General features: G+C 37.5%; 13 protein-coding genes. 11 read left to right on the top strand and 2 right to left on the bottom strand.

Annotated elements, in window-relative coordinates:
- The first annotated feature begins 52 nt into the window (after positions 1 to 52).
- The 5 genes from ACZZZW_RS01610 to ACZZZW_RS01630 all read left to right on the top strand — a co-directional run bounded on the left by ACZZZW_RS01610 (position 53) and on the right by ACZZZW_RS01630 (position 3,912).
- A complete protein-coding gene (locus ACZZZW_RS01610) occupies positions 53 to 727 on the top strand; it encodes a glucosaminidase domain and LysM peptidoglycan-binding domain-containing protein (RefSeq protein ID WP_463492113.1) in 675 nt (224 codons plus the stop codon).
- A 104-nt stretch (positions 728 to 831) separates the two neighbouring features.
- Complete coding sequence (locus ACZZZW_RS01615; protein ID WP_463492114.1) at positions 832 to 1,674, top strand: glucosaminidase domain-containing protein; 843 nt, start codon at positions 832 to 834, stop codon at positions 1,672 to 1,674.
- A gap of 48 nt (positions 1,675 to 1,722) precedes the next feature.
- Entirely contained in the window at positions 1,723 to 2,475 is a 753-nt protein-coding gene (locus ACZZZW_RS01620) for a hypothetical protein (protein WP_463492115.1), read from the top strand.
- Complete coding sequence (locus ACZZZW_RS01625; protein ID WP_463492116.1) at positions 2,472 to 2,795, top strand: hypothetical protein; 324 nt, start codon at positions 2,472 to 2,474, stop codon at positions 2,793 to 2,795. The genes ACZZZW_RS01620 and ACZZZW_RS01625 overlap by 4 nt, the downstream gene beginning before the upstream one ends.
- Before the next feature lie 94 nt (positions 2,796 to 2,889).
- On the top strand, positions 2,890 to 3,912 hold the full coding sequence (locus tag ACZZZW_RS01630; RefSeq protein WP_463492117.1) for a DUF3078 domain-containing protein: 1,023 nt from the start codon (positions 2,890 to 2,892) through the stop codon (positions 3,910 to 3,912).
- A gap of 5 nt (positions 3,913 to 3,917) precedes the next feature.
- Here ACZZZW_RS01630 and ACZZZW_RS01635 read toward each other — a convergent pair whose 3' ends face one another.
- Entirely contained in the window at positions 3,918 to 4,649 is a 732-nt protein-coding gene (locus ACZZZW_RS01635) for a ferredoxin reductase domain-containing protein (protein ID WP_463492118.1), read from the bottom strand.
- 96 nt (positions 4,650 to 4,745) lie between these two features.
- On the opposite strand from ACZZZW_RS01635, the gene ACZZZW_RS01640 reads away from it, so the two are divergent.
- A complete protein-coding gene (locus ACZZZW_RS01640) occupies positions 4,746 to 5,735 on the top strand; it encodes a helix-turn-helix domain-containing protein (protein WP_463492119.1) in 990 nt (329 codons plus the stop codon).
- A 107-nt stretch (positions 5,736 to 5,842) separates the two neighbouring features.
- Here the strand turns inward: ACZZZW_RS01640 and ACZZZW_RS01645 are convergent, their stop codons facing one another.
- On the bottom strand, positions 5,843 to 8,263 hold the full coding sequence (locus ACZZZW_RS01645; protein WP_463492120.1) for a DUF5916 domain-containing protein: 2,421 nt from the start codon (positions 8,261 to 8,263) through the stop codon (positions 5,843 to 5,845).
- Positions 8,264 to 8,456: 193 nt separating this feature from the next.
- Between ACZZZW_RS01645 and ffh the strand changes: the two genes are divergently transcribed.
- The 5 genes from ffh (at position 8,457) to ACZZZW_RS01670 (ending at position 13,597) form a co-directional block, all read left to right on the top strand.
- Positions 8,457 to 9,794, top strand: a complete 1,338-nt coding sequence (gene ffh / locus ACZZZW_RS01650) for a signal recognition particle protein (RefSeq protein ID WP_055914213.1) — start codon at positions 8,457 to 8,459, stop codon at positions 9,792 to 9,794.
- A 254-nt stretch (positions 9,795 to 10,048) separates the two neighbouring features.
- On the top strand, positions 10,049 to 11,587 hold the full coding sequence (locus tag ACZZZW_RS01655; RefSeq protein WP_463492121.1) for a YifB family Mg chelatase-like AAA ATPase: 1,539 nt from the start codon (positions 10,049 to 10,051) through the stop codon (positions 11,585 to 11,587).
- Between the two features lie 75 nt (positions 11,588 to 11,662).
- Positions 11,663 to 12,334 carry a hypothetical protein gene (locus tag ACZZZW_RS01660; protein WP_055914220.1) on the top strand — a complete coding sequence of 224 codons (672 nt, stop codon included), beginning with the start codon at positions 11,663 to 11,665 and terminating at the stop codon, positions 12,332 to 12,334.
- Positions 12,335 to 12,351: 17 nt separating this feature from the next.
- Positions 12,352 to 12,954 carry an XAC2610-related protein gene (locus ACZZZW_RS01665; RefSeq protein WP_463492122.1) on the top strand — a complete coding sequence of 201 codons (603 nt, stop codon included), beginning with the start codon at positions 12,352 to 12,354 and terminating at the stop codon, positions 12,952 to 12,954.
- Between the two features lie 268 nt (positions 12,955 to 13,222).
- Positions 13,223 to 13,597, top strand: coding sequence for a hypothetical protein (locus ACZZZW_RS01670; RefSeq protein WP_055914447.1), 375 nt, complete (start codon positions 13,223 to 13,225; stop codon positions 13,595 to 13,597).
- The last annotated feature ends 22 nt before the right edge of the window (positions 13,598 to 13,619 follow it).

The raw sequence follows: 13,619 nt of genomic DNA on the forward strand, positions 1-13,619 counted from the left end.
TATAAGTCAAGGCTATTACCTATTAAACCATGGTCTATTAACCAAAAATGAAATGAAGAAAATCTTTACTTTTTGTCTTTTCCTTTTATCAGGAATTGTTGCAAAGGCGCAAGACACGGAAGAATATATTGCAGAACATGTAGAATATGCGCAGGGTTTAATGCGCGACCATAAAATACCTGCAAGTATTATTTTGGCTGTTGCGATACATGAATCTGGCGCAGGTAACAGCAAAATAGCCCAACAAATGAATAATCATTTTGGTGTTAAAGGCCCGAACAACAATGCCGGAATCCGATCTTCTTATCGCGATTACTTAAATGCGGATGAATCTTACAGTCATTTTGTGGAAATTATGGAAACACGCGAGCCTTTTAACAATCTTTTCGCAAAATATGATCAGTATGATTATAAAGGCTGGGCATATGGAATCCGCCGCTGTGGTTATGCAAGCAGCAGAAGCTGGTCCAGTCAGGTTATCGGACTGATTAAAAAATACGAGCTTTATCAATATGACGAAAGACCGGAAGGATACGAAGAACCGGTTTACGCAGCTCCGGTTCGCCACCGCACAAGAAGCCGAAGAACTACTACAACTTATACAGTAAAATCGGGGGATAATTTAAGTATCATAGCAAAAAAGAAAGGTACAACAGTTAAAAAATTGATGCAGAAAAACGGCATAAAAAAAGCGAACTTAAAGCCAGGGCAGAAGTTGAAGTTTTAAGCAAAGCGCTAAGTCAATAGAAATTTAATCATTCCAACAATTTACGGTACCACAGCTCACAATTAACCAGTTAACCGATTTAAACAATTAAATATACACCAAGAATGCGTTCATCCAATCATTTCATTTTCTTAGCGGCAATCCTTATCTTTTTGAGCTCGTGCGGTTCGCGGAAATTTTCCAAAAATAACAAACAGATCGAAAAAGCAGCCAATAAGGCCAATAACAATTCGTACAAAAGCTATAATACTTTAAGCTATATAGATGAATTTAAGGGTGTAGCGGTAGAAGAAATGAATGCCAATGGTATCCCCGCCAGTATTACCTTAGCACAGGGAATTTTAGAATCGGGCAGTGGAAACAGCGATCTGGCCAAATATGCCAATAATCATTTTGGTATTAAATGCACATCGGATTGGAAAGGAAAAAACTATTTCCGCGACGACGACCAGAAAAATGATTGTTTTAGGGTTTATAAAGATGCCCGCGAATCTTTTAGGGATCATTCTGAATTTTTAAAACGCAAACGCTACAGCTTTCTTTTCCAGTTGGATAAAAACGACTATAAAAGCTGGGCGCAGGGATTAAAAACCGCAGGTTACGCCACCAATCCGAAATATCCTGATCTTTTGATCAATACAATAGAGAAATATCAACTTCATCAATACGATCAATCAGAAAGCGAAAAGCAGAAAATTGCGCGTGAGGATAGGGTATTTACTGAAATTAATCAAAATATTCCACAGGAAAAAGCCAAATTTACACCTGTCGAAACACCTCCTCCCGGCGCAAAACCAATTCTTGCTGATGGCACTTATACCGTTGTAAAAGGCGATACCTTATATAATATTGCAAAACGGTTTAACCTAACGGTTGATCAACTTAAAATGCTGAACGAAATGAGTACGGATGCTATTAAACTGGGGCAGATACTTAAGGTTAAATAATGTTAAGTACAAACATTGCCTGCCGGATATTTGTAGTTTTGTAATCTGATGAAATTTCTTTTCACCCTTTTTTCCCTCTTAAGCTGCTCTGTGCTGCTTTATGCACAAACGAAACCTGTGCAGGGAATCGTTATTGATAAAGAAACCAAACAACGGCTGGCAAAGGTTTACATTTACAACATCCGTACGGGTGATGGGTTATACAATACCACCAAAGGTGAATTTAGCACTTTTGCCATACCAGGCGATACTTTGGTTGCAGCTTTATCGGGTTATGGGGTTGATACAATGGTTTTTAAGGGCCAGCCGGCAATATATTTTCAACTTAAAACACTTGGCATACGACTTCGGGATGTAGTGATTCAGCGGAAAAGGTTAACACCCCAACAGCTTTACGAAAAAAACGTACAGGAATACCGCTATCAAACCATGAAGGGCAGCAGTAAAGATTTACTAAACCTGGGCAACGGTGGGGTAGGCCTTGGTATAGATGCGATTTATAACTTATTAAGCAAACAGGGACGAAATGCGCGTCACCTTCAAAAAGTACTCGAAAAAGATTACCGTGAAGATTTGATCGATTACCGTTTTAATGCCAATTTGGTGCGGCAGGTTTTAGGCATAAAAGATGATGAACTAACGGATTTTATGCAGCAGTACCGCCCAACTTATCAATTTGTACTCGATGCTACCGATTATTCATTTAATCAGTTTATTAAAAATGCCTATAAAAGCTACAGGTTAAATCCGAAAGCATTGCAATTGCCTGCACTGCCTAAAATAACCATCGAGAAATTGTGAGAGCACCGATACTCATTGTTAAAAAGCTTCCTGCAGCAGGCATGGCCATATTTCCATTTATCTTATTAAAATCTGCAAGTTTTAAAAGTGACCCTGAAATTATTAATCACGAAAAAATCCATTTACGCCAACAACTGGAACTGCTTATTTTTCCTTTTTACATTGCTTACCTGCTTAACTATTTAATTAACCTCCTTCACTATAAAAAACATGAATTAGCCTACCGGAACATCGTTTTTGAAAAGGAGGCTTACGATTATGAAGCAGACTTAAATTACCTTAAATATGGTAACTGGTACGGCTGGATCAAAAAGTTTTGAAACAACTGTTTTCGCATTCAATTCAATTGCCAATCCGACAATCATTTTGTTAAATGCTTTTTATCTCTAAAATTTTTCTTTTTCTTTGTAGGTAATGAAGAACTGTTTAGCTGCCATCATCCTGACTCTAAGTTTCTGCTCTACAAAATTATATGCACAGGAAATTGATACCATCCCGATCAATACAAAAGACCTGAACATTAAATTAAAACGCAGTCCGCTGCCAAGCAGGCAAGGGCCGTTAAATTTTGAGCCTGTAAAAATTAAGCCTTTGGTTGTAAACGCTAAAATTAATTACTGGAAAACCAGAACCAGCATTGGCATTAATGTTAACCAGGCGCAGTTTAGCAATAACTGGAAGGGCGGGGGTACCAACTCGGTTGCCGTTGGTGGTTTAGTGAACTGGAAAGCAGAATACAATAAAAACAGCTATAGCTATGTAAGTGAACTTGTTTTACAGTACGGTAAAATAAAAAACAAAGATCAACTTCAAAAGAAAACCAACGACCGTATTTTTTGGGATAATAAAGCCTCTTTTCAATTATCTAAAAGCTGGTTCTTTTTCGGTTCGTTAAGTTTTGAATCCCAATTTGACAATGGTTATTCTTATAGCGTTACAAACGGCCAGGAAATCGCAACCCTAATTTCAAAATTTATGGGGCCAGGTTATTTAACAGAATCGATAGGTTTCGAGTACAAACCAGTTAAATATTTTTCTACCCGTATTGGTACAGGTACTGCACGTCAAACTTTCGTGTTAGACGAGAAACTTTTCATTGATCCAGATCCAACAAAACAATTAAAGTCTAGCGTATACGGGGTCGATTTAGGTAAAAAGATACGTAACGAATTAGCTTTTCAAATAGTAAGCGCGTTTGATAAAGATGTATTTACAAATACCAATCTGAAGGCCCGGTATCAGATGTTTGTTCCATATGAAGACTTTCAATGGTCTAAAATAGATCATCGTTTAGATGTGGCCATAACTGCAAAAATTAACCGTTTTATGAACACAAGTTTAACAGGGGTTCTGTTGTTTGATGCAGATACCCAAACAAATAAGATCCAGGCCAGCCAAACATTGGCCCTGGGTTTCGGTTTCACTTTCCCGAGGTAGAAATATTATCCCCCGCCAACTTCACCCATTTCCCAATAAGGTGCGGTAATAATCTGCCTAAAGCTTACGCCTTTTTGTTTGAGGTACTTTTTAAATGCTTGCACCGATTTAGCCCGGCCAGTTAAATAAAATGTAGCATTCCGCCACATTTCCCAGCAGATGGGATGCATGTTATCCATCCAGTTGATGGCATTTTTTGCCGGGGAGTTCACATCAGCGGGCACAGTATCTATCAATAACTTAAGCTGATTTACAGCACTGAGGTTTTCTTCCATAAGCTCCAAAACGCCAAAGTATTCTACATCCTCATCCATTACTTTTTTACCAAAAGATTCATACAAACCAAGGCTGGTTTCATCACCAAAAAAGAAGTGTTGGTTTGCCTCTTCATTGTATTTTACCTTTGCTCCATCAGCAATAAGTTTCAACTGATCTCCTTTTTTAATGTTAACCGCTAAACTATGCCCCGGCCCCTGTTTGTTCAGGTAAAAAATCACCTCACAGGTTTCATTTGCTTCATCAAAGCCCGAAAGCGTATAATGCCTGTATTCGTTAGCATTCACCCTGAATAATACTTCATTGCCAGGCATAAAGTTAGCATCAAAAAAATCGCCTTTAAACGTAACGCACTTTAAGTTGCTGTTTAACATATTAATTCCGACAACTTCTACCTGGTATATTTTATTGCTGATCACTTTTTCCATTGTATTGGCCAGCCAGGATGGTATTTTAGGCATGATGTTCTTTTGTTTAGTAACTTTGCCCAAAAGTAGTTGTCTGATAACAGGATCTTTTTATATCAAAAGGATTAAAATTTATATCAAAAGGATTTTATGGGCCTAAACATTTATGATGGCGAAGAAGGATGTTATTTTCTTGGGAACAAGTTCGATAATTTAGCCCTTAACCAGGCATTGGTAACTGAAAGGAGGGATAAATACAGCTTTCCGTTTGGTGACGCTGAGATTGTGGAAATAGCTTTTTCGGGTATTTACATTGTTTATGGCGATGTAGTGGTAAAAAAAAGCCGTTTGCGGATTAAATCTTTTGATGAGCCAGATATGGTAGAGCTCCATTTTTCATTAATGGGCGGCGGTATTATGGAAAACTTCCTTACCAATAAACGCATGGATATTAAATCCAATCAGCATAATATTATCTACAGTCCTGACTTTGATGGAACGGCGGAATTTTCATTAGGTGGACCGCATAAATTTTTTGAGGTAAATTTCGAAAGATCACGTTTTATCGATTTAACCAGTGAAAGCAGTACTTTATTAAAGAATTTTGCAGAAAATATTACAAATAACCGTCCGGTAGAGATTTCGGCAGAAAACCTTCCGATCAGTTTAGCCATGCACAGTTGTATTAGCGACATTATAAACTGCCATTTTACGGGCGGCTTAAAGCTCTTGTTCCTTCAATCTAAATGTTTAGAGCTTTTGGCCCTACAAGCGCAGGCTTTTGAGCTGGCGGCAAAAAAAACAGAAAGTCCAACCATCAAATCAGCCTATGATAAAGAACGCATTTATTATGCAAGAGAATTTTTATTAGCCAATGCAAGCCATCCGCCATCTTTAACCGAGCTTTCTAAAACCGCAGGAATAAATGAGTTTAAACTTAAACATGGTTTTAAAGAAATTTTCAATAATACAGTTTTTGGCTATTTAAGCGATTATAAATTAATGCGCGCAAAAGAACTTTTGGCCGATAACAGTAAAAACATTAAGCATATAGCTGAAGAACTGGGTTATTCATCCGTACAACACTTTAGTAATGCTTTTAGTAAAAAATTTGGTATAAGCCCGGGGAAAGCACGTTAATTAAATCGAAAATCCTTTAACGTAAACTGCATTTATTTCAGTGCCTTACGGGCAAGAAAAATGCTGAAATAAATTTAGCACGCCGCCCGTTTATCATAAGCTGTGGCTTAAACCTTTTTCCTTTTTTTCTTTAAATCAAGATAATCTACATAATATAAAACCTTAACCGAAAGGCTGTTATTCTGCGGAGCATTTAAAATCCCGCTCAGGTTTTTATTGTACCGCTGCGTATAGTAAGTATCATAAGTTTCGGCGGCATCCTTATAAGAAACTGAAAGTGTGCTCCCTGGTGCAAACTGCCAGGTATAAATTAAATCAATGTTAAATACATTGTAATTTCTATCGGTACCTGTTAATGCTGGTCCTTCATAATCTGTTAAATTGCCATCTGGCTTAAGTAAATAAAATTCTTTGTTGCGCCTATCGCTCCAATAATGCCTTAACACAACCGTAAAGCCCATTAAATTGGTAAAGGTATATTTCGCATCAAAAGAGTTTTCTACCGTTCTGCGGTCGTATTTAGAAAAAATGGCTTTATCGCCCTGTGCTGTTACCCAGTTTACATAATTGTAGTTTGGATTAAAACTAAGGTCTAAACCAAAGGCAATTTTATCATTTAGCCTCAGGTTCTGGAAAAAATAAAAATTATATTCCTTACCCTTAAAAAGTTCTTGTTCTTTATAACGGATGTTTCCGCCCAAATTATAGGCTTTGGCACGGTTGGGGTTAATGTATAAAGCAAAGCCATAGCTTTCGGGTGCCTTATATACCTGTCCGTTTCTCGATTCGTAGAAATCATTCCTTGCAGCGGTATAAACACCATTTACTTCTGCCGACCATAGGTTTTTGAATTGAACATATGGGCCGCCTTCTACAGAAAAAGTTTGATAGCTGCAAGGCATTGCCCTCCGCGAATATAAAACATTAAAATAGCTCAATAACTGATTGTACCAACTACTGGGCTTATAAACATTGTAATGGAAATCAAGCACCTGATCTAAAAAATTGTTATTGGTAAAAAAGCCTAAGTCAGATGGATCGAATTTATCATCGGCATATTGCTGAGAATAACTCCAGGTAAAATTTCCGCTTTGTTTACCAAACTTTAGGCCATAACTGTATCCGGTAACCGCTTCCTTACCTTTTAAATAACTCATTTTACCTGCGCCATTTATAAAGTATTTGTTGCCTTTATTGTTGAGGTTAAATAGTAAAGCAGTTACATTGGCATCGTAAGCCGAACCTTGCCTTAACACATTGGTATTGATGAACGTTGCCGAACTATTGTTTTTTAGCGACTGATCAAAAACCAAAATATTGTAATTGGTAAGGGGTTGCGTTTCTACCTCACGAAGATTTCCCTGCGCATCTTCAACTTCCGTTTGCATGCTATTGGTAATGGCATTAAAAATCCCGATACCAAGGCCTTTCGCCGTACGCCCTGAAATTTTTGTGGCATTTAACACTTTGGCTTCCGTCTGATCTTTTACTACCTTATCTCCTCCTACTTCGCTATAATTATAATAAGATGGGATGGAGCCGATCCGCTTGGAATAAAAAAGATCACCTTTGTTAAAAAGTTCGGTTCCTTCGGTAAAAAACTGTCGGTTTTCATTAAATTTTACCTCAAAAGGGGTAAGGTTTAAAATCCTGTTATCTGATTGTACCTGACCAAAATCGGGTACCAAAGTCATATCCAGCGTAAAACTGTTATTAATGCCATACTTCACATCCATACCACCGTTAAAACGCGAAGTTGTATTTTTTACACCCGGTAAATTAACAGGATAATGATTAACATAGGCCGAAACGTATGGAGAAAATGACAACCTCAATGGCGGTTTTACATCTCTTATTCCCATCCAAAGCCCTTCCTGATTTATAAATCCGTTTACTTTCGGATCGACAAAATTCCAAAAAGTTTGAAGGTTTTGCCGCTGAATCCGCCTGCTAAAATTTAATCCCCAGTTTTGCACATCTTTACCAGAAAAACGCAGGGCCGAATAAGGAATTTTCATTTCACAGGTCCATCCTTTATCATCTATTTTAACTGCACTTTCCCAAACAGCATTCCAGTTTGCATCTTCATCACCTACCTGTGAATATTTAGCATCAAACTGCACGCCCGCAGCGGTAACAAAAAACCCGTTACCGTTCATTTTATCATAAAAAGGATCAACAATAATGGAAATAAAATCAGCATTACCAATATTATCCCTCGAAACCAGTTCGTGCGAAACACTATCAGGATTATCGTACATACGTGCATAAACATAAATCGCAACGTTATCATAAATTACCTTCATTTCAGTACGTTTATCCTGAGTTTCAATTTTTCCGGGGTTGGGCTTATTTTCGATAAAATCTGTAGCAATAGGTACATTATTCCAGCATTCATCATCTAAAACACCATCAATTTTAGGAATATGGATTGTTCTTTTGGCATCTAACTGCTTTTGTTTAGCAATATCCTGTGCCTTACAGTAAGTACAAGCGAATATTAAAATTGGGAGAATAAAGCGTTTCATGGGTTTAGGTTAGTTGGGTATAAGACTGCATAAAGAACAAAATGTTGCACGGCCTCATTAAATAATATAGTAAACAAGCTAAAGTTTTGACTTTGAGTTGCTAAGATTTACAAGCAAAATTTAATACATTTGCCTTTTATTAAAAACAAGTAGCTTTTTGCCCGTTGGCATTAAGCTTTTAGCTTAAAAAAAGATGTTTGATAATTTACAGGACAAGCTAGACAGAGCATTTAAAGTATTAAAAGGACAAGGCAGCATTACGGAAATCAACGTGGCAGAAACCATGAAGGAAATCCGCAAAGCGTTATTGGATGCCGACGTAAACTATAAAACAGCAAAAGCATTTACGGACGATGTGAGGCAAAAAGCTTTAGGGCAAAATGTGTTAACATCAGTTTCTCCAGGGCAATTGCTTACCAAAATAATGAACGATGAACTTGCGGCCTTAATGGGTGGCGAGGTTACAGAGTTAGAAACCAAAGCAAACCCTACTATTATATTAATTGCGGGTTTAAACGGTGCGGGTAAAACCACCTTCGCGGGTAAACTGGCGCTGCATTTAAAAGGTAAAGGTAAAAAACCTTTATTGGTTGCCGGTGATATGTACCGCCCTGCGGCTGTAGATCAGTTGGAGGTTTTAGGAACATCTGTAGGGGTTTCTGTATATGCCAACCGCGAATCAAAAGATCCTGTTGCCATTGCCTTGGAAGGTATTGAGCATGGTAAACAAAATGGAAATAATGTAATCATTATCGATACCGCCGGCCGTTTGGCTATTGACGAGTCGTTGATGAACGAAATATCGGAGGTTAAAGCCCAAACCCATCCACACGAAATTTTGTTTGTAGTGGATTCGATGACGGGACAGGATGCGGTAAATACAGCTAAGATATTTAACGATAGATTAGATTTTACAGGTGTTGTTTTAACCAAATTAGATGGTGATACCCGCGGTGGTGCAGCACTTTCAATTAAATCGGTAGTAAATAAACCGATTAAATTTATTGGTACCGGCGAGAAAATGGAAGCCCTTGATGTTTTCTATCCAGATCGTATGGCATCGCGTATTTTGGGTATGGGTGATGTGGTTTCACTTGTTGAGCGTGCACAAATGCAGTTCGATGAGAAAGAGGCTGCAGAACTTCAGAAAAAAATCCGCAAGAATAAATTCGATTTCAACGATTTCTACAACCAGATTCAGCAGATCAAGAAAATGGGTAACATGAAAGATTTGATGGGCATGATTCCTGGTGTGGGTAAAATGATGAAGAATGTAGATATACAGGACGATGCTTTTAAATCAATCGAAGCCATTATCAATTCAATGACGCCGTTTGAAAAAGAAAATCCAGACAGCATTCAACAAAGCCGTCGCTTGCGTATTGCAAAAGGATCTGGCAGCAAGGTAGAAGAAGTAACCAAACTGATTAAACAGTTTGAAGATATGCGTAAAATGATGAAGCAGTTTTCGAACCCGGCAGCCGCAGCAGCAATGATGAAAGGTATGCCTAAAATGCCATTTGGCAGATAGTTTAAAAATTTAGGGTAGAGAGGTTTAGGGCCTAAGGTCTTATTCTTCGTGAAGATATTAATCCCGATCAGTAATGGTCGGGATTTTTTAGTTTGGTATAACTGAAAAAGCTGATTTAGGTTGGTAATTTGAGCAGAAAAAGCTGTATTTGGCACTTAACCTAAAAAAATTTGATCCTTAGCTAAACAATCTCTATATTGTGATCAATATTCATCCCGAATAGTTTACATCTCCATTTACTTATTTAGAATTTAATGCTTGTAAAAACATACGGGAGTGCTGTTTATGGTGTAAATGCACTAACCATAACAATCGAAGTGAATATTAGTGCGGGTACCAAATACTACATGGTGGGCCTGCCCGATAATGCAGTTAAAGAAAGTTTGCAAAGGGTGGCCAGTGCAATAAACGTTTCTGGCTTTCGCATGCCCAAACAGAAAATTGTTGTCAACTTAGCCCCCGCCGATATCAAAAAAGAAGGTTCATCATACGATCTGCCAATCGCTATTGGCATTTTAGCAGCGTCAGGGCAAATTCCTGCTGATGAATTGGAAAACTATTTTATAATGGGAGAGCTATCATTAGATGGAAGCATTCAGCCCATAAAAGGAGCCTTACCAATTGCTATACAAGCCCAACAGGATGGATTCAATGGTTTTATCCTGCCCAAACAAAATGTTCGTGAAGCTGGTATTGTGAACGATTTAATTGCTTACGGTGTAGAAAACCTTGCGCAGGTAGTAGGTTTTTTTAATAAAACAGAACAGCTTGAACAAGTAAAGGTTAATACCAAAGAGGAGTTTTTAAAAAACATCAATAATTACGAACACGATTTTGCTGATGTTAAAGGGCAGGAAAATATAAAACGAGCGTTGGAAATTGCCGCTGCAGGTGGCCATAATGTAATTTTGATTGGTCCGCCGGGTGCCGGTAAAACCATGTTAGCCAAACGCTTACCTACAATTTTACCCCCGTTAAATTTAACAGAAGCGTTGGAAACAACAAAAATTCACTCCGTTGCCGGAAAACTTTCGGCAGCTGATGCTTTAATGACTATCCGCCCATACCGTTCGCCCCATCACACCATTAGCGATGTAGCTTTAGTTGGTGGAGGAATAAATCCACAGCCTGGAGAAATATCACTTGCACATAACGGTGTATTATTTTTAGATGAACTTCCGGAATTTAAACGAAGCGTTTTAGAAGTGATGAGGCAACCTTTGGAAGACCGCAAAGTTGCCATTGCCAGAGCACGGTTTTCAGTAGAATACCCGGCAAGCTTTATGTTGGTAGCCTCGATGAACCCCTGTCCGTGCGGGTTTTATAACCATCCGGAAAAGGATTGTGTTTGTGCCCCCGGCGTAGTGCAAAAATACCTGAGTAAAATATCTGGGCCACTTTTAGATCGGATTGATCTTCATGTTGAGGTTACGCCAGTTAATTTTAACGAATTGGCTTCCGCTCAAAGTGCAGAAAAAAGTGATTGTATCCGCGACCGCGTAATTAAAGCGAGAGAAATTCAGGACCTACGCTTTGCTAACCAGGAGGATTTGCATTATAACGCACAAATGAGCCCTAAAATGGTGCGCAAAGTATGCCAGATTAGTAACGAGGGCACTACTTTATTAAAAACCGCTATGGAACGACTGGGCTTATCGGCCCGTGCCTACGACAGAATTTTAAAAGTTGCGCGAACCATTGCCGACTTGGCTGGAAGCGAGCACGTTGAACTCGAACACCTTGCAGAATCAATTAATTACCGGAGTTTAGATAGAGATGGCTGGGCGGGATAAAATGTTGTTAAGAAAGCGTTTAATTTATTTGTTATCTTGATAAACATTAAGTTTATTGGCGTGCAAATACCCCCTATGAAAAAATTGCCTTTTATATTTTTAAGCTTAATCATCATTTCCCTAAAAAGCAACAGTCAAACATTGCCGGATTTTTTTCCACCCAAAAACTACAAAATGGTTACCCAAACCAAAGGCGATTTAGATAAAGATGGCATTGAAGAATTGGTAATTGTTTTTGATACTGACAAAGCGGATGGAGAAAATGGATTTAAAAGAATGTTATACATCTGCAAACAAATAAATGGTAAAAACAAACTTTGGAAAAGCAATAGCAGCATTTTAAAAAGCAGTAAAGATTGTGGCTTCTGTATTGATGCAGGGGTAAATCTCTCGGTAAAAATCAAAAATAATACACTAATAACCGAACAAAGCTTTAACCACAACAGCAGGCATTATAGTACTTGGAAAAATGTTTATCGCTATCAAAATGCCGATTGGTTTCTGATCGGCTCTACCTATGATGATTACGATACCTGTGATTTTGATTACAAATACGACATTAATTTCTCTACCAAACAAGTGAGTGTTGCCTATACCTATGGCGATTGCGATGACGGAACAAAGATCCCAAAAGATAGTTTTTATAATTTCAAATACCCTTTTAAAGCACTTCCAAAAATGGATGGTTTTATCCCTGGCCAAATTGAATTAAAAATCCCCGCCAACGGCAAATATTTCTATTATTAACGCTCACCATACCTTCCATGAGAAAGATCTTTTGTTTATGCCTTATATTCATCACCAGCCATTCATTTGCCCAAAAAATATTCAATCAGTCAAATGCAAAAGGAAGCTGGCAATACGTTTATCCTTTTAAAAATACAAGTTATGTGCTGGCTTTACAATGCCTTACTACTGAAAAAGAACCGTTTTCAGAATTGTGCAACACAATACTGTACTTTGGTAAATCCGGAGTAAAAACCGACAAAATATTTTGGAAAAAAAATATTGAAATGCGCCACATAGCCGATAACCTTAAATATGAGGATTTTAACAATGATGGGGTTAAGGATTTATTAATTTTTGAAGATACCGGAGCAAGGGGAGGAAACTCTTTTTATAACCTTTATTTAATTAATCGTAAAAAATATACTTTAACTAAAGTTAAAAATTTTGATAAAATTGTTAACCCAAGCTATGATAAAAAGCATGGCGTAATTATAAGTTACGGTTTTACAGGAACCAATTATTATCAGTTGTACCGCCTTGATAAAAATTATAAACCATACAAAACCGGCGATTCTTTTGATGACAAAGAAAATCTAGACCTCGATAAAAAAATAACTGCAATTTTAAACAAAAAATAATTTTTGTCTACTTTATTCAATTAAACTGAACAGTTTTATTATCCAAAAACGATAACCATACATTTCAGGTAGACCTTTAAAAGATTTTCGTCTTTTGCTTTTTAAGCGACTAATCAACGCCTTGTATTACAGATGCTTACAAGTGAAAATAATTTTCTACTATCATGTCTTCTCTCCTTATTTACCCTTCCATCAAAACGGTTTGGCATAGTGATTGTCTTTAGGCAGTTACATTTATTACCTATATAAAATAAAAAAAGTGAAAGAGATGAAAAAGACAATCCAAATTTTCAGCATGCTATTAATAGCATTAACAGTAATGGTATCGTGTAAAAAAGATACCGATCCGGCCGACAAAGATTTCTTTGTGGGTACCTATAAAGGAACAGTTTCTTATAGAAACGGTCAAACAACAATTAACAGCAGCGATGGCAAAGTAACTGTGAGTAAAGTTGGCGAAACTTATAACTTTTACTTTGGTAACAACATTCCTGATATTACAGGTGTAAAGTTTGAAAAGAAAAGCGATAACAATTATGTGAGCATAGGCTCAGGTTTAACTGGTATTAGTATTGATGCAAGTAATCTTAATATTTTAGTATCAAAAGATGGGCAAACATGGACAGCCAATTGCAACAGGTAAAAACATTGTAAAGCAAAAGGCC

The organism is Pedobacter sp. AC379, assembly GCF_979258145.1.

Coding starts and splice junctions, on each gene's coding strand:
- ffh (WP_055914213.1), top strand. CDS start 8,457: ATGTTTGATAATTTACAGGACAAGCTAGACAGAGCATTTAAAGTATTA.
- ACZZZW_RS01670 (WP_055914447.1), top strand. CDS start 13,223: ATGAAAAAGACAATCCAAATTTTCAGCATGCTATTAATAGCATTAACA.
- ACZZZW_RS01655 (WP_463492121.1), top strand. CDS start 10,049: ATGCTTGTAAAAACATACGGGAGTGCTGTTTATGGTGTAAATGCACTA.
- ACZZZW_RS01660 (WP_055914220.1), top strand. CDS start 11,663: ATGAAAAAATTGCCTTTTATATTTTTAAGCTTAATCATCATTTCCCTA.
- ACZZZW_RS01610 (WP_463492113.1), top strand. CDS start 53: ATGAAGAAAATCTTTACTTTTTGTCTTTTCCTTTTATCAGGAATTGTT.
- ACZZZW_RS01640 (WP_463492119.1), top strand. CDS start 4,746: ATGGGCCTAAACATTTATGATGGCGAAGAAGGATGTTATTTTCTTGGG.
- ACZZZW_RS01635 (WP_463492118.1), bottom strand. CDS start 4,649: ATGCCTAAAATACCATCCTGGCTGGCCAATACAATGGAAAAAGTGATC.
- ACZZZW_RS01630 (WP_463492117.1), top strand. CDS start 2,890: ATGAAGAACTGTTTAGCTGCCATCATCCTGACTCTAAGTTTCTGCTCT.
- ACZZZW_RS01645 (WP_463492120.1), bottom strand. CDS start 8,263: ATGAAACGCTTTATTCTCCCAATTTTAATATTCGCTTGTACTTACTGT.
- ACZZZW_RS01665 (WP_463492122.1), top strand. CDS start 12,352: ATGAGAAAGATCTTTTGTTTATGCCTTATATTCATCACCAGCCATTCA.
- ACZZZW_RS01620 (WP_463492115.1), top strand. CDS start 1,723: ATGAAATTTCTTTTCACCCTTTTTTCCCTCTTAAGCTGCTCTGTGCTG.
- ACZZZW_RS01615 (WP_463492114.1), top strand. CDS start 832: ATGCGTTCATCCAATCATTTCATTTTCTTAGCGGCAATCCTTATCTTT.